This is a genomic window from Streptococcus massiliensis DSM 18628 (genome assembly GCF_000380065.1).
Taxonomy (GTDB): domain Bacteria; phylum Bacillota; class Bacilli; order Lactobacillales; family Streptococcaceae; genus Streptococcus; species Streptococcus massiliensis.
The window spans coordinates 1-25,682 of sequence record NZ_KB904382.1 but is presented as its reverse complement, the minus strand read 5'-3'; the positions used below and the strand labels follow the sequence as shown (position 1 = coordinate 25,682).

Genomic DNA, 25,682 nt, shown 5'->3' with positions numbered 1-25,682 from the left:
ATGATAGAAGGCGTGGAAGTGACAATCCTCCAAAGTATTCACCACTTTTTCAATCGTAAAGACGAGATGGTCTTGTGGCAAGAAAGAACTGATTTCTAGTGGTAAAGTTGTTTGATTTGTGTTATAGTGAATATGCATGGGATAGCCTTTCTAAATAGTTTATTGTGCAATTCTATTTTACCAGGACTATCGCAACCATGCAAAAAAGCAACGGATTTGCCGTTGCTTTTTTTGGAGATAAGGGACTATTGTCCCAGGCTCTGATAGAAAAATGCTTAAAAATCCAAATGGCTTAATTTTAGGTACGCCTGGTTCTGGTAAGTCATTTTCTGCAAAGCGTGAAATGGCAAATGCTATTCTTACAACTGATGATGATGTCATTATCTGTGATCCAGAGGGTGAATATGGCAATCTTGTTAAACAGTTCAAGGGGGAAGTCATAAAGGTTAGTGCAAAGAGTAAAGACTATCTCAATCCACTGGATATAAATATGAATTATGGAGATGGTGATGCACCACTTAAGGATAAGGCAAATTTTATTATGTCTATGCTTGAACTTGTGGTTGGTGGTAGTGGACTTACAGCAGAAGAAAAGTCTGTTATAGATAGGTGTTTACCTAGAATTTATGAAAAGTATTTTGAAAATCCAATTCCAGAGAATATGCCTATACTTCAAGACCTTTATAATATGTTAAGAGGGCAAGAAGAAAAGGTGGGAAAGAAACTTGCAACAGAAATGGAAATCTATGTTTCAGGAAGTCTTAATGTCTTCAATCATCAGTCAAATGTAGATTTAAATAAACAGCTTATTTGCTTTGATATTAAAGAACTTGGAACGCAGCTTAAGAAGATAGGTATGCTTGTTATTCAAGACCAGGTTTGGAATAAGGTTTCTCAAAATAGAAATACCGGCAAAAGTACAAGGTATTACATTGACGAGTTTCACTTGCTTTTAAAGGATGAACAGACTTCACAGTATTCGGTGGAAATCTGGAAGAGATTTAGAAAATGGGGAGGTATTCCAACAGGAATTACACAAAATGTCAAAGATCTACTTGCAAGTAAAGAAATTGAAAATATTTTTGACAATACGGATTTTATTCTAATGCTTAATCAAGCAACAGGTGATAGAGACTGGCTTGTTGTAAAGCTTAAAATCTCAAAGGATCAGGAAACATTCGTTACCAATTCGAGAGCTGGTGAAGGTCTGATTTTCTTTGGAAATACCATTGTTCCATTTGTAGATAATTTCCCTAAAGACACAATCCTATATCAAAAGATGACTACAAAACCTGAAGAAGTGAGGTAGCGTCTTATGAGTAAAAAAAGAAAGCGAGATTTGAATGAAAAGTTAAGGGCAAGAGAAGAAAAAATAATCACAAAGGCTGAAACAGATGATGTCCTAGATTACAAAAGAAAAACTGGAGATGATTATAGAGACAAGGTTGTTAAAGAAGAAAATAGGTTTCAAGATAAGATTCACGAGAAGATAAGTAAAAAGGCTGATATTACTAGTGAAATAGACACAAGTAACAAGAGCAAAAATGCTATAAAAAGAAATATTCGAAGTAACAGTTTTCAAGCCGAAGTAGCCAAGTCAGATTATCAAACAGAGGTTAAAGAAAATCGTATCTATGATCCTTTAGCAAAAGACCAAGATGGTGATGGAGTTATTGACAGATACGATAATGATTTTAGAGATAGTGATGTATCATATGAGCCTTTAGGTAATAAAAAATCCAAACTTCATGAAAAGCAGAAAAGGTCACTTAAAAGAAAGAACTATTCTGATAAGCTCTTTACAAAAAAAGGGGTGGATAAGAAAAAGGAAGATAACACTAAAGCTTCTAAAACTGGTAAAGAAGCCATCAGAGATAGGGAAAAGAAAAATCAGCTTTATAAAAGGTATAACAAGGAAACCTTAGTCGGTGGAAGTGTGATTGGAGCTGCAAAACTTGGTGAGGTTACAAGTGCTTATCTATCATCTGGTAGTGATGAAAATGCATCGGTTGAAGCTGCTGAAAAAGGCTTAGGAAGTTCCTCTAAACTTATTCATGGTGTAAAGAATTATTCGGACAAGAGAAAAAGTAAGAAGCTATATGATTTAGAAAAGAGCGATAGGAAAATCCAAAGTAGAAAATCTAAGCTTCAGTTTAGAAAAAGCATGGACGAGGTTGAGAAGACCGACCAATATAAAAAAGCAAATGCTTATAAAAAGTTTCAAAAGAAGAAACAGATGAAGTCAGCTATCTATAAACAAAATAAGACAAGAATTAGAGATAGAGTTAAAAAGACACTGATGGATACATTCAAGGTATCTAAAGACTTCATCATAAGAAAAGCAAAAGTGGCAGCAATAGTAGTAGCTGCCATAATTATTTTTGGAACTTTTGTATTTAACTTTGCAAGCATGACAATGGGTGGATTTGCTAATTCTACGAGCAGTGTTTTAACAACATCATATTTATCAAGACCAAATGTTTTAACTGAGATTAATCAAAGTTTCTCAAACAAGGAAAATGACTTATATAGTGAGCTTGAAAATGTAGAAAAGAATAATCCGGGATATGATGAATATATCATAAGAAAAAATGGAGATATTGGTCATAATGTTCATGAGCTTTTATCCTATATCACTTCAAGATGTGGTGAAGTAAAGAATTTGTCTGAAGTTAGTAGTATTTTAGATGATTTGTTTAAGACTATGTACCATGTCGATTATAAAGAGGAAATAGAGATAAGATATAAGACTGTAACTGAAACTTACACCGATGAAGAAGGGAATGAATACACCGAGAGCCACGAAGAACCTTATGAATATAGAAAGCTTATTGTTACTTTAAGTAAAAGAGAAATGGATAGCGTGGTTCGAGAAGTCTTCGCCAAGTATCCAGACAATTTAAAGCATTATGAAGCACTATTCCTTGCACAAGGGAATATGGGCGAAATGTTTGGCAACACGAATCTCATTACTGCAAATGGTGGCATAGGTGGAGGAAAAGAATACGAAGCATCCTCTGATATTCAAAAGAAAATTGTAAATGCAGCATATATTACTCCGTCACCTGGAGCAGGTTGGTGTGCAATGTGGGTTTCACAGGTTTATCAGAATGCAGGTCTAGGATATATAGGAGGAAATGCTAACGATATGTATCGAAACCATACTTTTACTTCTGATAGATCAAAGTTAAAAGTAGGAATGCTTGTAGCTGTTGAAAGTAGCAGTAGTGGTGGACAAGCTGGACTTACTTATGGTCATGTCGGTATCTATATTGGTGATGGTAAGGTAATGGATAATATTGGAGTAGTAAGAGTTACGACCTTAGATGATTGGATTGCAACATTCTGTAAACATCATCCAGTAGGCTTTGGATTTCCACCAAATGTACAAAGATAGAAAGGAGCAGAAAATGTGAATAGGGAACTGAATACTGTTAATAAAAAAATTCAAAAGTTATTAGATAAGAAGGCTCAGATCGATAAAGATTTAGAGCCTTTATTTATTCGTAAAGATGAACTATTAGACCAAGAGTATGTAGTGATTTGTAGAGAGAATAATATCACTCTTGAGGAATTAGTGAAGATGTTTAAAGAGAAAAAAGAAAAGGAGAAATATAGTAATGAAAAGCAAATTGAAGAATAAGAAAGTATTGGCCGCACTTATTGGAGTAGCATTACTTTTGGTTTCAGTTATATGTGTGATGACTGTAAATAAGCAGATTGTATTTGCAAAAGATGGAACTGTACTTTCAATTCTTAATCCGATTGAAGCTCTTGCAGAAACGGAAGAGAAATTTGAAGTAAAGATTAAGTATGTATTTTCAGACGAGAAAGTATTTAAGGAAGAGGTTGTAAAGGCAGATAAAGGACAAATCCTTGATAGTGGTGACTTGCCAATATTACCTGACGATATGAAATTCATTGATGATTTTCTTTATTATGAAGTAAAAGGCGATGGAAAAGATGAGATTATCCGTAAGGTAGAAAAGATTGTAAAAGATGAAGCAACTCAGACTGAAAATGATAAAGATAAAGAAAAGAAGTCTGATGAAGCAAAACAAGATAAAGCCACTCAAACAGAAGAACCTAAGAAAGATTCATCAACTCAAACTTATATTACTAAAAATGATTTAGATAAGATGGATAAGGAGTCTAAGGACTTAAAAGAAAAGGTAGATAATCTTAGCAAGGAACTTAAGGATAAAGATAAGTTAAGTGATAAGCAAAAAGATAAAATCAAAAATCTTGAAGATGAAATTGAAGCTTTGGAAAAGAAAATCAAAAAGGATAAGGATTCTATTGATTCATCAAAGGAAAATATTGAGCTAAAAAAATCTATTGAAGAGTTAGAAAAGAAGACTAAGGAACTACAGGAAAAGCTTAATTCTGTAAATAAGATAGGGACTAATGTTAATCCAACTATTTCAAATACAGTACCTAAAAACAGTGGATCATTTAGTAGTTTTATTCCAAGCACACCTATAAATACAGGAAAAGGAAGCGATGCTTCTGGTAATATTTCAACACCAACATCTAAGACAGAAAACAAGGTAGAAACTAAGTCAGATAAAAAAGAGGAGAAACAGGAAATCCGTTATCCGAATAAGCTAACACCTAAACAGACTTCAAGTAATGGAGATACGTCTTCTATGGATGGAACAAGTAAGCCTTTAAATACCAATAAAGGAGTAGCGTCAGCACCATCAAAGGCAAGAGGATCTGTTACAGAGAATAAGGATAATGCAAACAAAGATTATCCAATTCACCACAACAATGGTAAAGATAATAAGTCTACGGATGTGTATTCAGCAGACGCAAGACAGTTTGTAACTTTTACAACTAAAAATGGAAAGACTTTTCATCTAATCATTAATCATGATGAAGATAGCGAGAATGTAATGCTTTTAACAGAAGTTTCGGAAGATGATTTATTAAATATGGTTGAAAAGAAGGAAACACAAAAGGAGATTGTAAAGGAAGAACCAATAAAAGAAGAGACTAAACCAGTGAAAAAAGAAGAGAGTAGCAATATAGGAACATACTTAATTCTGATTCTTGTAGTAGCTGGAGCATTAGGTGCAGGTTATTACTTTAAGGTTGTTAAAAAGAAAGAGAATGAAGAACTTGAAGCATTAGAAGATGATGACGATGATTTTTTCTCAGAAGCTGATGAAAGTGAAGAAACATCAGAAATAGAGGTTGAAGAAATCGAAGAAGATGAAGAATAAAATGCATCATAAATTATATGATTTTTGGTGCAAGTTAAAGGCGAGAGTATTATCTTTCGCCTTATTTTATTTGAAAGATTGGAGATAATATGGATTTAGTTATTGCAGAAAAACCGAGTGTAGCTATATCAATTGCAAAGGTAATAGGAGCTACAAAAAAGAAAGATGGATACTACGAGGGAAATGGATATAGGGTATCCTGGTGCGTGGGTCATCTGATTCAGATGGCAAATCCTGATAGCTACGATGAAAAGTATACTAAGTGGAATATGGAAGATTTACCGATTATTCCAAGTGAATATAAGTATGAGGTTTCAAAATCCACTAAGAAACAATTTAGTATCTTGAAGAAACTATTGAATGATAAAGAAGTAGAGAATGTAGTAAATGCTTGTGATGCAGGTCGTGAGGGGGAAAGTATTTTTAGACTTGTTTACAATCAAGCAAATTGTAAAAAGAAGATGAAACGACTTTGGATTTCATCAATGGAAGATAGTGCAATTAAAGATGGTTTCAATAACTTAAAAGATGGAAGTTACTATGATGATTTATTTGAATCTGCCAAGGCAAGAGCGATTGCTGACTGGCTAGTTGGAATGAATATTAGTAGGCTTTATTCTTGCTTGTATAAGCAAAATTATAGTGTGGGAAGAGTACAAACACCTACACTTGCAATGATTGTAAATAGGGATGATGAAATCAGTAATTTCAAGAAAGAAAAATATTATACAGTTGAGCTTTCTTTAGATAAATTTTCACTTTCTACAGACAGAATTGATGACAAGACTACCACAGAGCAGCTTATCAATTTAGTAGGTAATTCCATAGAAATTACTGATGTCTTTCAAAAAGAAAAGATAACAAAGCCTGAGTTACCTTTTGACCTTACAACACTTCAAAGAGAATGCAACAAGTATTTTGGATATAGTGCGAAACAGACACTTGATTATGCTCAAAGTCTTTATGAGAAGAAGTTTATAACATATCCAAGAACTGATAGTAGATGCCTGACTGAAGATATGATTACAAGCGTCATTAATAATATCTTAGGCAAGAATGACTTTGATACTGAAAGAATTAAGATAGTGTTTAATTCTAAAAAAGTTACGGATCACCATGCGATTATACCAACAATCAGCTCATTAAAAGAAGATATTTCAACTCTTCCAGAAAGTGAAGCAAAGGTATATAGACTTATAACAAATAAACTTCACGCAAGTGTTGGATACCCTTTAGTAGAAAATACTACAAAAATTGTTGCTGAGTTTGATGGTTTTGAATTTAGTAGTAGTGGCAAAGTGATTATTGATGAGGGATTCACTAAGTATTTAAAAGAATATAAAACTAAGAAAACTGAAGATACATTACTACTAGGTGTAAAGGTAGGCGAAGTATTTGAGATAAGAAATAAAGAAGTAAAAGAGAAATATACATCACCACCTAAGCATTTTACGGAAGATACACTTTTAAAGGCTATGGAAGTAGCGGGTAATGACGCCTTAGAAAAAGGCATTGAGGTAGAAAGAAAAGGACTTGGTACACCGGCAACTCGTGCAGGTATTATTGAAAACTTGATTTTCAAAGGTTTTATCGAAAGAGATAAAAAGAATCTAATTGCAACCAATAAAGGAATTAGTTTGGTGACTATTGTTTCAGATACTTTTAAATCGGCAGAAACTACTGCTGAATGGGAAATGAAACTATCTGATATTGCTAATGGAAAGGCGAATAAGGATGATTTCTTAAAATGTATTGAGAATGAAATAAGAGAAACAGTAGGGATATATCGTAAATAATTTTTAGGGGAATGAGAGCTAATCTTGTTCCCTTATTTTATTGGAGGTGATTAAAATAGATGAGCTAAATGTATTAGAACTGTTTGGTGGTATAGGTGCAATTAGAAAAGCTTTAATAAGGCAAAAAATATCTCATAAGACGGTGGATTATGTAGAGATAGATAAGAATTGTGTTAAAAGTTATAATGCACTTTATGGCGAAGAATTTGAGCCTAAGAGTATAGTAGATTATCATCCGTCAGATGAAAGAATAGATTTACTAATGCATGGTAGTCCATGTCAAGATTTTAGTCGAAGTGGCTTAAAGAAAGGTGGCACGAAAGGTAGCGGTACAAGAAGTAGTCTTCTTTTTGAAACAATACGAATAATAGAAGAAATGAATATAAAGCCCAAGGTTGTGCTTTGGGAAAATGTAAAGGGAGTTCTCGATAGAAATTTGAGAGCTTCCTTTTTTCATTACTTAAAAGAAATGGAGAGACTAGGATATGAGAATAAATATGAAATTCTAAATGCTATAGAGTTTGGAATACCACAGAAAAGAGAGCGTATCTTTGTTGTAAGCATCTTGGGGAATAATTCTTTTGATTTTGCCAAGCTCGAAAAAACACAAACAAGGGATATATCTGAATTTCTTGAGAAAGACGCTTCAAATCTTTATGAAGTAAGGCAAGAGTCAATGCTTCGATATATAAGAGGAAAACCTAAGAATAATAATTTTAGAGGAAGACTTAAAGTGATAGATAAGTTTGCCTACACAATTTCCACCAAGCAAGTGCGTATTCCTAATTCAGGAATTATTGATTTATGTAATTGCAAATATAGATATTTAACTGAGCGAGAATGCTTTAGACTTATGGGTTTTAATGATGAAGACTTTAATAAACTCAAAGCTATATATCCAGGAAGAAAAGGTAAATTATCGTCAATACTGTATAAACAAGCTGGAAATAGCATTGTCGTAAATGTGTTAGAAGCAATATTAAAAGAAATTTTGAGAACTAGGAGGTAAAGATGAGAACGAATGATTTTTACAACATAATTGAGCTTGTAAAAAGAGATGTTTTAGATAGTGAAAGAGAATATCTAAAGCTCTTAAAAGTCATTGGAAATAACCAAAGATACGACTTTTTAAGTCAACTTAGTATCTATGATAAAAATCCCAATGCAACTGCTTGTGCAAGCTTTGATATGTGGAGGGAAAGATTTAATCGAACTGTCATGAGAGGGCAAAAAGGGATACCTATTCTAAATGACAGTAATGCTTTCCAAAAAGTAGGATATATCTTTGATATTAGTCAGACTGTATCAATGGATAAAAATGTTAATGAAGTGAAACTATGGTCTTTTGATAGAGAAAAGTATGAAAATGCATTAAAGGATATGATTGAACTACAAGGATATGACTCAAGTGAAAGCCTATTGGAGAATCTATATTCCCTTAGCAGAATATACGCGGATGAAAGCATATATGAGCTTGCGAATAATCTGAGGATTGCTGATGAAGATAGAAACTCATTTGTAAACTTTATGAGAAATTCTATTAGCTTTGCAATTTCAAATAGATTTAACCTGGATTATCCTATTCCAATGGATAACTTACAAGAAAATTTCAAGTACTTAGATAGAATTTCTTTAATGAGTGTTGGTAACTGTATTTCCAATGCTTGTAGTAATATTATTGAAGCTACAATGGTAAGAACAAGAAATTTATCTGTCAATCAAGACCTGACAAAGAGTATAGGTGCCGATTATAATAAGCTTAACGAAAATAATAATGAATTAGGAGGTATGGAGAATGCTATTCGATCAAATGACGAAAGAGATGATAATGACAGAAACCGAATTTTCAGGGATGGAAAATACGGACGAGATAATTTCGATAATCAAAGAGAAGACTTTGAACAATCTGGAGGAAGAGAAGAAATTCATGGAAGAATTTCCGAATCCAATTTACGCAGTGATGAGATTGGACTTTCTAACAGAGAGCAGCGAGGAGAAACACTATCAAATGCTAATAGACCTTTACAAAGAGAAGAGCCTAGTGAAACACTTGATGGAAGTTCAAAAGAGAGCCATCGACTTTATGAGGAAGGAAAAGCCAAAGATGATGGAAGCATGGAAAATAGAGAGCGAAACGAATCCAGAATACAAGGCAATGATTTCAGCCTTGAAAGAGATGACAATCAAGGAAATAGTGGAAGCTTAGAAAATAGCATTGAAAAAACAAACGAGGGAGCAGAAAATGCTTCCTTTTTCTATTCTAAAGAAGATCCATACAATTTAATGACTGATGAAATGCTTGAGCGTGTTCCAAAACTTTATGACCAAGAACATACTGATCTGGCAGATACTCAGGTTCATGCAGCATATATCATTCCATTTAGAAGCAATTGGACATGGTATATGACGGAATATGATAGGGAAACAGGCGATGCATTTGGTCTTGTTTTAGGAATTGAACCAGAGTGGGGATATTTTAATATTCATGAGCTTGAAGAACTAAATGCTCAAAGACTTATTTTAGAAGATTTTCCAAAGACTTTTAGAGAGCTTAAAGACAGAGAATTAAAAAAGCAGATGGATGAACATGAACTTCAAATGGTCTTTAATGGAGAACTTAGTTTTGAAGATGATGTAATTTCTAAAGAAGTTAGCAATGAAGTAATAGATAAATTTGAAGAAGAATTAAGTCCTAATTTTGCTGAAGAAGTTGGCTCTATTATGGAAGAATACGAAGTAGAAAGAGATGTTGTAATTAGTAGACTTGCCACAAGTAAATTAGAAGAGGCACTTCAAGGTACAAATATTGGGATTGGTGATTTTAATTTTGAACAATTAGAACAGATTATGAGTGCCATAAAGGAGTATGACTTTTATGGAAATGAAATTACTGAGATTGCTGATCCTAAACTACCTGTATGGAAGATGGAACATTTAAAATGGCTTATTGATGATTGGAACAAAGGCTTGGACGGTGTTACATCAGAAAAGATAAAGTATCTGAAAGAGTTAGACATTGAACTTGCTAAGTTTAATGTGCTTAAAGGTTATCTTATAAATGATGATGTAAGCATAAGTCAGATTGAAGAATTTAAGGATAACATTGACTTTGTTACGATGAGCGAGTTTGTTGATAGCCTTAAAGACTATGCATATAACAATCAAAATGAAAAAGTAGCAGTTAAAGTCGGCAATGAATTTATACTTGCAAGTAAACAAGATAGCTTAGAGATTAGCCTTGAAGATACTGGAAGAAAAGTAGCAGTTGATGGAGTAGAATATTCACTTAATCGAGGAGTAGATTTTGAGGAAAGCACAAAGGTTGATACTTTAATTGATAATGGAAAATATAAAGCATATAAGATTGCTGATTGTGTTGTGGAAGCTACTCAAGTTGAAGCAAAACAAGAGACACTTTTTGATTACCTTAATCCAGAAGAAGATAGAGAAAAATCATTAGATTTATCTATTGGAAAAACTGTCTACATGGATCATGAGGCATATAAGATTGATGATGAAGTGAGCTTTAATGAGATTCTAAAAAAGAATGATTTAAGGCTTGCTCCTCTAAGAAATGATAATCATACGATGCCTATAGTAAGTTTTGCAGATGATAAAGAGTTATTAGAAAAGATTAGCTTTGATAGACCTAAGCTACTTGTTGGAGACGAAGTTCACTATAAAGATAAAGACTACACTATAACTCGCTTTGACGAGATGGGTGGTGGTCTTAAGACTGTTACAATAAAAGATAATATTGAGTATCTTGGAGGAATGATTACAGGTTCAGAAGTTATTCCGTATAGATTAGAAAGTGATTTAGAAAGCCTTTTTGGACTTGAGGAAAAGAAACAAGAGAAAGTATCAAACTTTAGAATTAAAGAAGATATTCTCCCTGATAAACTTGCTCCAAGTGAAAGGTTAAATAATAATCTTGAAGCCATTTCAATGCTTAAGAGGATAGAAAAAGGTGAAAGGGATTTAGATATTACAGCACAAGAAACTTTAGCTAAATATGTTGGGTGGGGTGGACTGGCTGATGTCTTTGATGAAAGTAAAGATGGACAATGGAAAGAAGCTAGAGCTTTCTTAAAAGAAAATTTATCACCATCAGAATATGAGGCTGCTAAGGAATCTACCTTAACAGCTTTTTATACGCCTAAAATTGTAATTGATGGAGTATATAGTACGCTTTCAGAAATGGGATTTAAGAATGGAAATATTTTAGAACCATCGATGGGCGTAGGTAATTTTATCGGTAATCTTCCAGATGAAATGAATGAGTCAAAGTTTTATGGAGTTGAGCTTGATTCTGTTAGTGGTAGAATTGCAAAACTTCTTTATCCTGAAATTGATGTGCAAGTTAAAGGCTTTGAAGAGACAAGTTTTTCAAATAACTTCTTTGATGTGGCAATCGGCAATGTTCCGTTTGGTGAATTTAAGGTTAATGATAGGGAATACAATCATAATAACTTCCTTATTCATGACTATTTCTTTGCTAAATCCATTGATAAGGTGAGAAATGGTGGTGTTATAGCCTTCATCACATCATCTGGAACAATGGATAAGAAAGACGAAAGCATCCGTAAATATATAAATGCAAGAGCAGAGTTTTTAGGTGCAATAAGACTTCCTAACGATACCTTTAAGGGTTTTGCCGGTACAGAAGTAACCTCAGATATTATCTTCCTTAAGAAAAGAGATAGTGTACTTGAGCGTGATGATGACTGGGTTCATTTAGCAGAAGATGAAAATGGTCTTGTATATAATAAATATTTTGTAGACCATTCAGAACAAGTCCTTGGAAACATGAGAGAAGTAAGCGGAAGATTTGGAAAAACTCTTACTTGTGAGCCAATAGCATTTTTACCTTATGAAATAAATATGTCCTCTCTAAAAGATCGTATTGAAGCTGCAGGCGAAAGAATTTCAAAGGATGCGAAGTATGAAGAGATAGAGCTGTTAGATGATGAAGTAACGTCAATCCCAGCAACAGATGATGTAAAAAACTTTTCCTACACAATCATAGATGATGAGGTATATTACAGGGAAAATTCACTTTTTGTTAAGAAAGAAGTATCGGACAAAAACAAGGAAAAGATTAAGGATTATCTCGAATTAAATGATGCACTAAAGGATGTAATATACAAGCAAAAAGAAGACTTTAGTGAAGCTGAAATAAAAGAATCTCAGGATAAATTAAACGAAGTCTATGATAGTTTTTCTAAGAAGCACGGCTTTGTAAATAACCTGAGTAATACTAGAGCTTTACGAGAAGATAGTAACTTCCCACTGGTATCTTCTATTGAGATATTGGATGAAGAAGAAAACTTTAAGGCAAAGGGAGATATATTCTCGAAAAGAACCATTACAAAAGCGAAAGTTATTGACCATGTAGATTCTTCGCTTGAAGCATTGGTACTATCTATTTCACAAAAAGGTTATGTAGATTTTGACTATATGACAAATCTAACGGATAAGGATAGAAATACTCTTATAGAAGAACTTAGAGGAGAAATCTTTCTAAATATTAGGGAAGAGAATGTTAGTTTTAATCAGAAGCTTTCTTTTGACTTAGAAGATGGTGATTTACCATTTGCTTGTAGCGATGAGACTAACTCCTTTAAGTATATCTATGTAACGAAAGATGAATACTTAAGTGGAAATATTAGAGAAAAAATAGGTATTGTGGATAGTTATATCAACAGGTTACGACAAGCAGAACGAATGCTTCCAGAAGAAAGTGAAAACGAAAGGGAAACACTTGTAAACGAACTAAGCAGACTGGAATATCAAAAAGCAGAACTTCAAAGAGTAATGCCAAAAGAACTTGAAGCTAGTGAAATCAATGTAAGGCTTGGTGCAACATGGATTCCACCTAAAGATATTGAAAGATTCATATTTGAAACATTAAAGACTCCAGGATATGCAAGATGGGATATTAAAGTCAAATTTTCACATTTAACCAGTGAATGGAATGTTGAAGGTAAGAGCAAAGACAGGGGAAATGACCTTGCAGAAATGACTTATGGTACAAGCAGAGTAAGTGCCTATAAGCTTATTGAAGATGCTCTAAACCTAAAAGAAACAAAGGTGTTTGACCAAATTCTCAATCCAGATGGTTCAAAGACTTCGATACTAAATAAAAAAGAAACTATGCTTGCGGGGCAGAAACAAGAACTTATAAAAGAAGAGTTTAAGAATTGGATATTTAACGATCAGGATAGAAGAAATAGACTTGTAAAAGCCTATAATGAAAAATTTAATTCTATCCGTAATCGAGAATATGACGGATCAAATTTAAGCTTTGATGGAATGAGTACAGATATTTCGCTTCGTCCACATCAAAAGAACGCAATTGCTAGAATACTTTATGGTGGTAATAGCTTACTTGCTCATGTAGTAGGGGCCGGCAAGACTTTTGAAATGGTGGCAAGCTCAATGGAAGCTAAGAAACTTGGAATGTGTACTAAGTCATTGTTTGTTGTGCCAAATCATCTTACAGGGCAAATTGGTCGTGAGTTTATGCAACTATACCCATCAGCTAATATTATGGTGGCCGATAAAAAAGACTTTGAACCAAAGAATCGAAAGAGATTTATTGGAAAGATCGCAACAGGCGAATATGATGCAGTTATTATTGGGCATAGTCAATTTGAAAAGATTCCAATGTCTAAGGAATATCAACAAAAGCACATTCAAGACCAGATTGATGAGATTATAAATTATGTAGAAGAGTACAAGCATGATAGAAATCAAAATTTTACAGTAAAAGAGCTTCAAAAAACCAGAAAGAAATTAGAAACAAGGCTTGAAAAGTTAAATGATGATTTCAAAAAGGATGATGTTATTACTTTCGAAGAGCTTGGCGTAGATAAGCTGATTGTTGATGAGGCACATAACTATAAGAATCTATATCTTTATACAAAAATGAGAAATGTTGCAGGTATTGGGCAATCAGAGGCTTTTAAGTCATCAGATATGTTTATGAAATGCCGATACATGGATGAAATGACTGGTGGCAAAGGAATTGTATTTGCGACAGGCACTCCAGTATCAAACTCAATGACAGAGCTTTATACTATGCAAAGATATTTACAGTATGACACTCTGAAAAAGAATGGACTAGAGCATTTTGATTCGTGGGCTTCAACTTTTGGAGAAACACAATCTGCTTTTGAATTATCTCCAGAGGGAACAGGCTACAGAGTGAAGACTCGTTTTTCTAAGTTTTATAACCTACCTGAGCTTATGAGTATGTTTAAGGAAGTAGCCGATATTCAAACCGCAGATATGCTCAATCTTCCTGTTCCAGAAGCTCATTTTAAAGTTATTAAAACTGAACCAAGTGAAGAGCAAAAAGAAATACTAAAGAGCTTGTCTGAAAGGGCTGATAAGGTGCGTAATAAGTCCGTAGAGCCTGAAGAAGATAATATGCTTAAGATTACTAATGATGGTAAGAAACTTGCATTAGATCAGCGTTTAATCAATCCATTACTTCCAGATGATGAAAACTCAAAGGTGAATGTATGTGTTAAAAATGTATTTTCTATTTGGGATAAGACAAAAGAAGAAAAATCAACACAGCTTCTATTTTCAGATATGTCTACACCAAAGGGTGATGGCAGCTTTAATATCTATGATGATATTAGAGATAAACTTGTGGATTTAGGAATACCAAAGGAAGAAATTGCCTTTATTCATGAAGCCAATACCGATAAGCAAAAAGATGAACTCTTTGCAAAGGTAAGAAAAGGTGAAATTCGTATTTTAATAGGTTCTACTCAGAAGATGGGTGCTGGTACAAATGTGCAAAATAAACTTATTGCAATGCACGATTTGGATGTGCCATGGAGACCTGCTGACCTTGAGCAGAGAAGTGGCAGAATTGTTCGCCAGGGTAATGAAAATAAAGAGGTTAATATTTATCGTTACATCACTGAGAATACCTTTGATGCTTACCTTTGGCAGACGATAGAGAATAAGCAGAAATTTATTTCACAGATTATGACTTCAAAGACTCCTGTTCGTGTTGCAGAAGATGTAGATGAAAGTAGTTTGAACTATGCTGAGATTAAGGCTCTTGCTACTGGTGATCCGAAGATAAAAGAAAAGATGGATTTGGACAATGAAGTCACGAAACTTAAAATGCTTGAGGCAAACTATAAGTCCAATCGATATAGATTAGAGGATAAGGTTGCAAAGACATATCCTGAAGAAATAGCAAGGACTGAAAAGCTAATTGAAGCAGTGAAAAAAGATATTGAAAATGTTGAACCACAAGGAAGTGGTGAAAATAAATTCACTTCTATCACGATTAATGGTGAGATAATTCGAGATAAAAAGATAGCTGGAGAAAAGCTCTTAGAAGCGATTAAAGGCATAAAAATTAATGAAAGTAAGGTTATCGGACAGTATCGAAATATGGATTTAGAAGTTAGCTACAATTTCTTTACCAATGAGCATAACTTTAGCTTAAATGGTGCTGCAAAGCATTCGGGAGAGCTTGGTACAAGTGCTGACGGTAACATTACAAGACTTGATAATGCTATTGATAAAATGCCAGAAAAGTTAAATCGTCTTGAAGAAAAACTCATTAGCACAAAGGAACAACTGAAAAATGCCAAAGAGGAATTGAAAAAGCCTTTTGAAAAAGCAGATGAGCTAAAGACAAAAGTATTAAGACTTGCAGAATTAAACAAGCTACTTGATATGGGAGAAGTGGAAGAAAAAGAAAATCCTAATCCATTACTTGAAGATGTAAAGAGGGCTATTGTAGATTTTTGCAAAAGGGAATTTGAAGATGATAGTTATAACTACGAAAACTTTAATAATCTATTTCCTGACCTTGCTCATATTGGAATTGCATATACTACTACACCAGATGGAAAGCACGAAATTCAATATGAAATTAGCTTAGAAGACTTTACAGCTACTCAATATATCAATGGAGAACCAATTACAAAGATTGATTATCTCAAAGACCTTGGAAGTGAAGAAAAGGCATTGGAATTTTTAAAACAAGAAATGGAATATGGAGACTTTGGAGAGTTTGTATCTATTGATGATAATGACCTTAAAAAAGCATTAGGTCTTGAAAGAGATGACGATGGTAATATCTATGATCCACTTGCAAAAGATTTGGACAATGATGGTGTGCCAGATAGATACGATAATGACTTTAGAGATAGTGACTATTTTGAAACTACTTATGATGTAGAGGATAATCTTAATGCAAGGGCAGAAAGCAAAGAAAAGGTATCTGAAAAACCATCTATTTTAGGGCAAATTAAGTCATATCAGTCACAAGAAAAGCAAGCAGAAACACGAGAAAATAAATCAAAAGAACACGATGAACGTTAAGGGGCTTACAAGCTCCTTTTCATTTTTAGTAGAAAAATGGAGGTATATTATGAACTACAAAGAAATGAGAAATACACTAGAACAAATGGCAAACGAAAATCACGAAGATTTTGCAAAGGCACTAATTAGTTTTGAAAAAGGAATCAATGATAAAGATGCCTTGGACAAGTTATACCAGGAGTATATGGATAATGACAGTATGAGCTTACTTAATGATGAGTTTGATTATTTGATTGATGAATTTAGAGAAAATGGACAGATTAAAGAAAGTGTAGCAATCGAAAAAGAAGATAATAATCTGGTGAACATTGTTGGGAATATCGTAGGCGAAGTTGAAACAATTGAAAGAGAAAATAAGAATGGAGAAGCTTTTAAAGTGGTTAATTTCTCGGTTGTGTCAAAAGATGATGAGGGAAATAAGACTTATACAAATTGTTCGGCTTATGGAGATAAGGGAGATATACCAAAGAATTTTAAGCAAGGTGACTTTGTAAAGATTTTTGGTCAGGTAAGAACATCCATTGACGATAATGGAAAAGAGCATACTAATGTTAGAATCCTATCGTCTAAGCTTTTAAAAGCAAAGGAACAGATGAAAAACCAAGAAGAAAAGAAAGAATCTGTACTTGGGGCAATAAAAAAATATAAAGCTGAAGAAAAAGCAAAACCTATGGAGAAGAAAGAAGCTTCAAAGGAATCTGAGAGGTAGAATATGTCGGTGTGGTCTTCGGGCTGCACCGATTATTTTTTTGGGGGCTGCACTGATTATTTTTTTAGTGGAAAAAACAATCGATTTGTGGTATACTTTTATAAATATTATGTTTAGAAAAGTAAAGGTGAGGATATGGCAATCAGTTATAATAAACTATGGAAATTACTTATTGATAAAAACATGACAAAAACTGATTTGAAAAATATTACGGGCATGAACTCGGTTACATTGGCTAATATGGGAAAAGATAAGTATGTTAGCCTTAGGATGATAGATAGAATTTGCGATGAGTTAGATTGTGGTGTCAGTGACATTATTGAGCATATTGCAGATGAAAATTTTGAAAGAGAGGATAAAAATGATTAAAGATAAACCGACATATATTTCACTTTTTTCTTCTGCAGGAGTAGGTTGTTATGGATTTAAACTTGAAGGTTTTGAATGTATCGCAACAAATGAGTTATTAGAAAAAAGACTTAACATACAAAAAATAAATCATAAGTGTGCATTTGATAGTGGTTATATTGCTGCAGATATAAAAGAATCATCAACCAAACGTATTATTTATGATGAAATTGGTAGATGGAAGAAGCTTGGTAATGATAGAGTTGATGTTGTTATAGCAACACCACCTTGCCAAGGGATGAGTGTTGCAAATCATAAGAAAAAAGAAAAAGAAATTGAAAGAAATAGTTTGATTAGAGAGAGCGTGGATTTAATAAGTAGTATTAATCCAAGATTTTTTGTTTTTGAAAATGTAGCTGCATTTTGGAAAACTGGTTGCATAGACAAGTCTGGAAAAATTATTGCAATTGGAGAAATGATAACAAATGAGTTAAGTAATAGATATTTAATTCATCATGAAGTACTTAATTTTAAAAATTATGGTTCAAATTCATCAAGAACTCGTACACTTGTAATTGGTGTTGATAAGAAATTCTCTGATGATATTTCTCCTATTGAATTAATGCCTGATTATGTTGAAGAAAAAACTTTGTTTGAAGTTATTGGTAATATGAAAAGTTTGAGTTGGGGCGAGTATGATTCGGAAGACTTTTTCCATAGCTTTAGAACATATCCAAAGCGCATGCTTCCATGGATAGAACATTTAAAAGAAGGACAAAGTGCTTTTGAAAATAAAGATGATTCATTAAAACCTCATAGAATTATTGACGGAAAATTAGTAGTAAATAAAGCAAAAAATGCAGACAAATATACTAGACAAATTTACAACAAGGTTGCCCCATGCATTCATACTAGAAATGATCAAATGGCTAGTCAAAATACAGTCCATCCAGTAGATAATAGAGTATTTTCAATTAGAGAATTGATGCGAATGATGACAATACCAGAAACATTTAAGTGGCTTGATTATGATATGGAATATTTGAATGGATTAAGCCTACTAGAGAAACAGAAAATTTCAAAGAAAGAAGAATTAAATATTAGGCAAAGTATAGGGGAAGCTGTTCCAACTAATATTTTCAAACAGATTGCACATAAGATAAAAAAAGAACTTATGTATAATAAATTAACAATTAAAGAAATTAAAGGATTAATTGAAGAGAAAAACCTTGTAGATGTGGCTGAATTGAAAAAATTTTTGCTAAAAAGTAAGAATAAGTATAGCTTAGCGACATTATCAACAATTATTGAGTATGCGAACTCAAAACGTCAAAAAAATTCAGCTTATTTTACCGATAAGTTTATTATTCAACAGATTTTTGATAACCTTCCAGATTTAGAGTCTGAAGTAATAAGTATTATCGAGCCATCTGTTGGATCAGGAAATTTTTTGCCTTTTATTTTTAAGAAATATGAAAGGAAAAAGCATGTTAATTTAACAGTGGTTGATATTGACCAAGATGCAATTGATTTGTTGCAAATTTTGTATGATAAAAATAATATTCCACGCAACTTTTCTATGAAATTTGTTTGTGAAGATTACATGATTTATGAACATGAAAAAGTGGATTTGATTATTGGAAATCCACCTTTCTCAAAAATAAGTGGTGAATATAGAAGTAAAAGATTGATAGAAAATTTCAACAAAGAATCAACAAATTTGGCAGAATTTATTCTTGAAAAATCTTTGAGAAAATCGAGGTATGTTTCAATGATAATGCCAAAAAATATTTTGAATACACCTGAATTTTCACAAACTAGGGAGCATTTAAAAAAATATAGTATAGATAGCATTATAGACTTTGGTGAAAATGGATTTAAAGGCGTTCTCGTAGAAACAGTAAATTTAGTTATTGATACTTTAAAAGATGCAGAATATACAAAAGTTATTTCTACAACTTTAGCAATTGCTGAAAATAAAAAAAGCAGCTATATTTTCGACGAAAAGTTGCCATATTGGATTATTTATAGAAATGATTTTTTTGATTATGTGTTATCTAAAATGAAATTAGGCGTATTTGATTCGTTTAGAGATAGGCAAGTTACAAATAATAACACTTCATTGGCTAAGTCGGATAAATATTGTATTAGAGTCTTAAAGTCTAGAAATATTTTAGATAATGGAGATATTTTGAAAATAGAGGGATACGATTCCTTTATAGATAGTAAAACTTTAACCAACCTTACAGTAAGAAAATATATTGATAATACGAATGTTTATTTGACACCAAATATGACATACAAGCCACGTATTATAAAAAAAGATAAAGGATATATTGTTAATGGTTCTGTAGCTGTATTAATTCCTAAAGAAGAAAATCTAAATCTAAATCAAAATCAACTAGATTATATTTCGAGTGATGAATTTAGAAAATTTTATAGAATAGCAAGAAATTACCAAACTCGTTCTTTGAATGTTGATAAAACAAGTTGTTATTGGTTTGGTGTTAATACAGATTTAAAACTTGAAGATGGAGGGGAAAATGATTAATCTTGATTTTACTACAGATAATCCACGTTGGGGTGAATCTGGAATAGCGTTTACTAATTTATTTGAATATGCAAAAACATTGGGGTTTTTATCTAATATTAGACATTATGACGGGTACGGGGATAATACAACAAAGTTTGATAATAGTATTAGTATTCATATAGAGGGGAATCATGTGGATGGTGCTTGGGCTAAAGAATGTAGAATTCATTATTATAAAGATATGGAGCTTCTTAATTCTCATTTATATGATTTATGGAACGCATCTAGTGCTGGAAGAGGAGATGCTATTACATGTAGAATAAATTCTAATAAATATATTAATCACTTGATCGCTGAATATGATTTTTCGGTATATGATGCAGGATATAGCAGTAATGTTTTTCCAAATGAACGTGAGAGAATTATTAGTAGGTTTGAACAACAATTAATAGGGGAAACTACAGAAAGAAATATTTTATCAGCGATTAATAATTTTAATATAGGATGGGAACTATGATGTTAGAGGTGTTATATGAGTTTGTATGATGAATTTTTATGTCGATATGATTACGATATTAGGAAATCAGGCGATGCAAGATGGATAGATCAAAAATGCACATATGATGTTGTATCCATAATTGCTGACTGTATAAATGAATATCTTGAAAATTCAGATGTAGAAGAGTTTACTGTATCAGATATTTGGCATAGTGACTATGCAAGAGAAAATGTAATATCAATTTTTTCAAAACCTGATCCTGAATTAAAAGCTGGAAGCGAGTATGATAAATATTTTGGGCAGCCCATAAAACTTTTAGGGTATAGTCATGTGCTTAATGTTAGAAAAGAAAAAAATAGATACTATTACTCTATAAATAATAAAGAAATTTTAGATAAAATAGCTTTAAGGCCAATGAATGCATTGAATTTTTTATATGAATATATTAGTAAAGTATTATCTGATAGTGGCTTGATGGAGGCATTTGAAGACTTTTTTAGAATTCAAAATAAGGATGCATATAAAGATGTAAGAGATAAATTTATTAGATTTACTATTAATAATACAAAGATTAATGGAGAAACAGAATGTGGAAGAATTTTCACTAAAGTTATAAATCCCCTAGCTTTTAAACTAAAGAAATTAGGCACTGAAAAGGGAAGAATGTCAAAGTTTACAATTACACTGAATGATTTACAGTATAATCGCTCTAACTGGAGAGATGAATTGAGTGGAAAGGATAAGTCAGTAACAAGATCAGAATATGAACCCACAGTAGAACAGATACAAGCAAGGGCACTGGCAACATATACTGTTAATAAAGCTAAAAAGGCTGTGCGTAAATTTAATGATATGTTTAATGATGGTAAAACAGAAGTATGTCAAAGTACTGAGATTGTAAACGCAACGCAAGCACATCATATTTTTGCACAATCAGACTACCCTAGCATTGCAGATTTCATTGAAAATTTAATTATGCTTACACCAAATCAACATTTTTCTATGGCTCATCCAAATAATAATACACAGTATATTGATAAAGACTTTCAATATATTTGTCTAATTGCGAAATCAACAAGGATTCATGATGATTTAACATCTAACAGAAGTGAGAAATTTTATGATTTTGATGATTATAAATACGTTTTAAATACAGGATTAGAGACTGATGAATTTTCTGAGATAGGTTATTTGGATTTTGCAAGCATTGTAAATAAGATAGACTATTTTTATTGTGAGGAATTAGTTAATAATAAATACAGTGATCTTATACAAAATAATCGTCTTGTAGTTTAACAGTAGAAGAAAGATAGTAAAGGAATTGAAATAATGAAATTAAATCCAAATTCTAAAAATGCAATCAAACAATTTAAACATATTAAGCATTTATCTATATCTGAAAATATAGATGATGGATTTTTAGATTTATTTTTACTTCCTATTAATGCTAGGAATTTTGATTACAATTCTGTTTCTGACAACTTGATAGAATCTGTTGCAGATTACGCTTTATCATGGAAGATTAGGGATAAATATAAAGATAAGGCAATGACTCTTAGTAAAAAAGCTAGAGAGAAATTTAAAGAAGCTACGAAAAATGATGGAGAGTTAGGAGAATTATTGCTGTTTTGTTTTTTGGAGGGACATTTGGAGGCTCCGAAAATATTAACGAAATTGGAATTAAAAACATCTAATCAATTATATGTAAATGGTTCTGATGGAGTTCATTTAAAAAAAAATAGCAGAACAAAAATATCAACTAATTTTTGGAGAATCAAAGACTTACAGCGACTTAAGTAATGCGTTTGAGAATGCGTTTAAATCAATTGGTGAGTTTATTAATGAGATAAACTCAAAAGGTAATGATAAGAGTGGTATAAATTTTGAGAAAGGATTAATATCTAGTAATATTGAGTCAAAAATTTTTGAAGAAGATGATGAAGAAATTTTGAATATACTTTTATATCCTGAAGAGAAAAATAATTATAATTTATCTCTCGATGATGCTTTTTCAATTTTCGTTGGCTATGAGATTGATATAAAAAATGAGCAAAAGATTTGTTCAGTTGATGAATTTCCTATCGAAATTGAAAGAAAAATAATAAATCAAATAGAAGAATATAAAGATAATATCTATAGATTGATTCAAAAATATGATTTATTAGGATACACTTTTTATGTATTTATAATGCCTTTTACAAACATTGATGAAACAAGGAAAAAGATATTAAAAAGGGTACTTGAATAATGAATGTAATGCAAAAAATGTCTATTAAGGCATATAAAGATCCATATTTAAAGAACTTAATTCATAAATTGGAAACTGATTATTGCAGAAAATTATATGCAGGCTCGAATCAGTTATTACTGAGCGAAACAGAAATATTACACTTGTTGCGTTTTTCAGATATTTTATGTAGATCTGATGAAAGTAAACATAGAAATCTTTCTTTAAAAATAATAAGTTTGCTTTTAGAATTTAATGAAGTTAATTCGACAGAATATTTTAGAATAATTGCTGCTAATACATTGGTAAAATTAGGGAATTTCCCATCGCTACCGATAATTGATAATGATGAAAATTATCTTAAAGTGGATGAAATTAGAAATGATTATATTCTAAAAGAATTGGTTCAAGAATCACCGTTAGGTATGCCATTTACAGATGCACAATATAATGTTTTTGAAGAGATGAAGAAAAGAAATCATTATAGTTTTTCTGGCAGTACATCTTTTGGAAAATCATTTATATTTGAAGCTTTTACTAAATACATAATAAAGGAACATAATAAGACAGACAATATTGCATTTATTGTGCCAACTAAAGCACTTATAAATCAAGTTGGCAATAGATTAAAAGAAATTGTAGACGAGTTTGGATATAAGGTTATTACTACTCCAGTAATCCCTAAAGTTTTCTTGAATCAAGACAATAAGTATATTTTTGTCTTTACTGCTGAGCGATTAATTTTGTATTTTATGGATAAGAATAATCCTAAAATTGACTATCTTTTTGTAGATGAGGCTCACAAATTACTAAGTAAAAAAGATACAAGAACACCATTACTGTATCATTCATTAGTATTAGCTAAAAGAAAAAGTGTAAATATATATTTTGCAGCACCAAATATACCTAACTCAGATGTCTTCTTAGAAATGATAAATAATAGCACTGATGAGAGCATGTCTGTTACAGAATCTCCTGTTGTTCAAAATAGGTTTTTTATAGATACAGTAGCAGATCAGACTTTTATGATTTCGGATTATGGGGAGGATATTGTTTTTCCAAAACTCAAGTTCAAAGAGAATGACATTGTGGGCAATTTGAGAATAGTTTTGAATACATTTTCTGAAGACAGACAAAGTATAATTTATTGTAATACAGTAGAAAAGACGATGCAAACTGCTATTAATTTTGCAACTCGGCTTGATAAGGTTAAATCACAAAAAATTGATGAATTAATAGAACTTATAGATGAAAAAGTTCATCACCAATATTATTTAAAAAAATGCTTAGATAAGGGTGTCGCTTATCATTTTGGAGGAATACCTGAAGAGATAAAATTTAGAATTGAAAATCTATACAAAAATGGATTAATTAAATTTTTATTCTGCACATCAACACTTTTGGAGGGTGTCAATTTACCAGCTAAAAATATTTTTATTTTAAGTGAAAAAATTGGTGATGGTAAAATGAGCGATATTGATTTTTGGAACTTAGCGGGAAGAGCAGGAAGATTAAGAAAGGATATTTCAGGAAATATCTTCTGTGTTAATCTTTATAATCAAATAGGATATTGGAAGGATTCAAAAGATATAAAACTCCTTAGGAAAAAAGAGATAGGTGAAATTAAACCACAAATACTGTCCAAAAAGAATGAAAATTTGTACAAAAATATTAGTAATTATTTTGAGCAAAAAGAATACAGTAATAAAAAATTAAGTAATGAGAAAAAGAAAACAATAGAGATGTATGGAAATATTTTGCTTTTTCATGATTCAATAAACAATGATTCTGTTTTGAAAGATAGGTTTCTTGATAGCAATAAAGATTCTATTACATTATTAAAGAAAACAAGAAATTCATTACGAGTCTCACCAGAAGTTTTGGCAACAAGTATAGATATAAATATAGCAAATCAGAATAAAATAGCGAGTAGTGATGTGCCATATTTGCCAACTAGTACTAAAAAAGAGGACTGTTTAGAAGTCCTAAATATATTATATGAACAATATAAATGGATTGAAACTGAATCTGGTGGTAGAAATCCAATGATTAGACACAAGAATCAACTTAAATATTATGCAACTTTAATGGAATCGTGGATTAATACAAAACCCTTGAAAGTCCTTATACAAAACACTATCAATTATTATTATAATAATGGAAATGAGAGAGATATCTACATTAGAGAAGACGGGACGCTAAAGGCTGTTAAATTTGACAAAGAAAATGAATTTCATATCAATAAATTGATTAATGATGTTGTTAGTGATATAGAGAATATTTTGAGATTTAAGATTAAAAACTATGTCTCTAATTATCAAGCCTTGTTAAAGGATAAGGATATTTTGAATTTGAATGTATCTGATTGGGAAAGCTATATCGAATATGGGACAACTGATAATAAGACAATTGAAATTCAAAATTTAGGCTTTCCAAGAAATATTGCAATTTTTTTGAGAGATAAATATTTGGATGCATTTGAAAGAAACAATGTAGGTATAATTTGTGATATTGATGAAACTTATTTGAAGAATAATATAGATAGAAATAAGTATAAATTTGAATATGAAGAGCTTTCATTATTTATGAATTGGGAGATAGAGGAAAAGTGAATTTAACTATCTCTCAATCTCCTTACCCATATATTTTTCATAATTTTTTCTTATTTGATATAGTTCTTTCATATCGGATTTTGAAGAAGAATACTGGCTCTTTGTCAACTGTAGTGGGTTGATGTCAGCTAAGATCTGGAGAGAACCGAATTGGTTCTCTCCTTTTTGATATTTAAAGCGATGAGAATTCTAGTTTTAAAGTTGTCAAAGTTCCGAAAGCCGAAAGCGTTGCGCTTGATAACCTTGATAAGGTTGTTAGTGGCCTCTAGCTTAGCATTTGAGTAGGGAAGTTCCAAAGCATTGATAATCTTGTCCCTCTCTTTCAAAAAAGTCTTAAAAACAGTCTGAAAGATAGGGTTTACAGAAG

15 protein-coding genes and 3 pseudogenes are annotated in these 25,682 nt (G+C 31.8%); 16 read left to right on the top strand and 2 right to left on the bottom strand.

All coding sequences use genetic code 11. From position 1 onward, the window contains the following. Positions 1-98 precede the first annotated feature (98 nt). The 16 genes and pseudogenes from A3I3_RS11100 (at position 99) to A3I3_RS0104565 (ending at position 25,315) form a co-directional block, all read left to right on the top strand. Positions 99-296: pseudogene (locus A3I3_RS11100) on the top strand (hypothetical protein). Beyond that, a pseudogene (locus A3I3_RS10135) lies at positions 260-1,309 on the top strand (VirB4-like conjugal transfer ATPase, CD1110 family); the annotation flags it as partial. The pseudogenes A3I3_RS11100 and A3I3_RS10135, both read left to right, overlap by 37 nt. A gap of 6 nt (positions 1,310-1,315) precedes the next feature. Then, complete coding sequence (locus tag A3I3_RS0104625; RefSeq protein ID WP_018371565.1) at positions 1,316-3,397, top strand: CHAP domain-containing protein; 2,082 nt, start codon at positions 1,316-1,318, stop codon at positions 3,395-3,397. A 15-nt stretch (positions 3,398-3,412) separates the two neighbouring features. Continuing rightward, the gene (locus A3I3_RS0104620) at positions 3,413-3,643 is read left to right on the top strand and encodes a hypothetical protein (RefSeq protein WP_018371564.1); all 231 of its coding nucleotides are present in this window, start codon (positions 3,413-3,415) and stop codon (positions 3,641-3,643) included. Continuing rightward, entirely contained in the window at positions 3,621-5,228 is a 1,608-nt protein-coding gene (locus A3I3_RS0104615) for a CD1107 family mobile element protein (RefSeq protein ID WP_018371563.1), read from the top strand. The genes A3I3_RS0104620 and A3I3_RS0104615 overlap by 23 nt, the downstream gene beginning before the upstream one ends. Before the next feature lie 89 nt (positions 5,229-5,317). Then, complete coding sequence (locus A3I3_RS0104610; protein ID WP_018371562.1) at positions 5,318-7,024, top strand: DNA topoisomerase 3; 1,707 nt, start codon at positions 5,318-5,320, stop codon at positions 7,022-7,024. A gap of 55 nt (positions 7,025-7,079) precedes the next feature. Then, positions 7,080-8,033 carry a DNA cytosine methyltransferase gene (locus A3I3_RS0104605; RefSeq protein WP_205617686.1) on the top strand — a complete coding sequence of 318 codons (954 nt, stop codon included), beginning with the start codon at positions 7,080-7,082 and terminating at the stop codon, positions 8,031-8,033. Positions 8,034-8,212: 179 nt separating this feature from the next. Further along, entirely contained in the window at positions 8,213-16,387 is an 8,175-nt protein-coding gene (locus tag A3I3_RS0104600) for a helicase-related protein (protein WP_478078755.1), read from the top strand. Positions 16,388-16,436: 49 nt separating this feature from the next. Then, complete coding sequence (locus tag A3I3_RS0104595; RefSeq protein ID WP_018371559.1) at positions 16,437-17,096, top strand: hypothetical protein; 660 nt, start codon at positions 16,437-16,439, stop codon at positions 17,094-17,096. Positions 17,097-17,231: 135 nt separating this feature from the next. Beyond that, on the top strand, positions 17,232-17,465 hold the full coding sequence (locus A3I3_RS0104590) for a helix-turn-helix domain-containing protein (RefSeq protein ID WP_018371558.1): 234 nt from the start codon (positions 17,232-17,234) through the stop codon (positions 17,463-17,465). Next, a complete protein-coding gene (locus A3I3_RS0104585; RefSeq protein WP_018371557.1) occupies positions 17,458-19,995 on the top strand; it encodes a DNA cytosine methyltransferase in 2,538 nt (845 codons plus the stop codon). The genes A3I3_RS0104590 and A3I3_RS0104585 overlap by 8 nt, the downstream gene beginning before the upstream one ends. After that, complete coding sequence (locus tag A3I3_RS0104580; RefSeq protein WP_018371556.1) at positions 19,988-20,494, top strand: hypothetical protein; 507 nt, start codon at positions 19,988-19,990, stop codon at positions 20,492-20,494. The genes A3I3_RS0104585 and A3I3_RS0104580 overlap by 8 nt, the downstream gene beginning before the upstream one ends. A gap of 15 nt (positions 20,495-20,509) precedes the next feature. Then, entirely contained in the window at positions 20,510-21,772 is a 1,263-nt protein-coding gene (locus A3I3_RS0104575; RefSeq protein WP_018371555.1) for a hypothetical protein, read from the top strand. 33 nt (positions 21,773-21,805) lie between these two features. Further along, a complete protein-coding gene (locus tag A3I3_RS11095) occupies positions 21,806-22,276 on the top strand; it encodes a Hachiman antiphage defense system protein HamA (RefSeq protein ID WP_240366771.1) in 471 nt (156 codons plus the stop codon). After that, positions 22,215-22,724 carry a Hachiman antiphage defense system protein HamA gene (locus A3I3_RS11090; protein ID WP_338092272.1) on the top strand — a complete coding sequence of 170 codons (510 nt, stop codon included), beginning with the start codon at positions 22,215-22,217 and terminating at the stop codon, positions 22,722-22,724. Before A3I3_RS11095 ends, A3I3_RS11090 begins: the two co-directional genes overlap by 62 nt. A gap of 17 nt (positions 22,725-22,741) precedes the next feature. After that, complete coding sequence (locus A3I3_RS0104565; RefSeq protein WP_223873781.1) at positions 22,742-25,315, top strand: DEAD/DEAH box helicase; 2,574 nt, start codon at positions 22,742-22,744, stop codon at positions 25,313-25,315. Positions 25,316-25,321: 6 nt separating this feature from the next. Here the strand turns inward: A3I3_RS0104565 and A3I3_RS11275 are convergent. After that, positions 25,322-25,459 (bottom strand): annotated as a pseudogene (locus A3I3_RS11275) (relaxase/mobilization nuclease domain-containing protein); the annotation flags it as partial. Further along, a partial coding sequence (locus A3I3_RS0104560; protein ID WP_018371553.1) for an ISL3 family transposase occupies positions 25,444-25,682 on the bottom strand: 239 nt, incomplete at its 5' end. The pseudogene A3I3_RS11275 and the gene A3I3_RS0104560, both read right to left, overlap by 16 nt.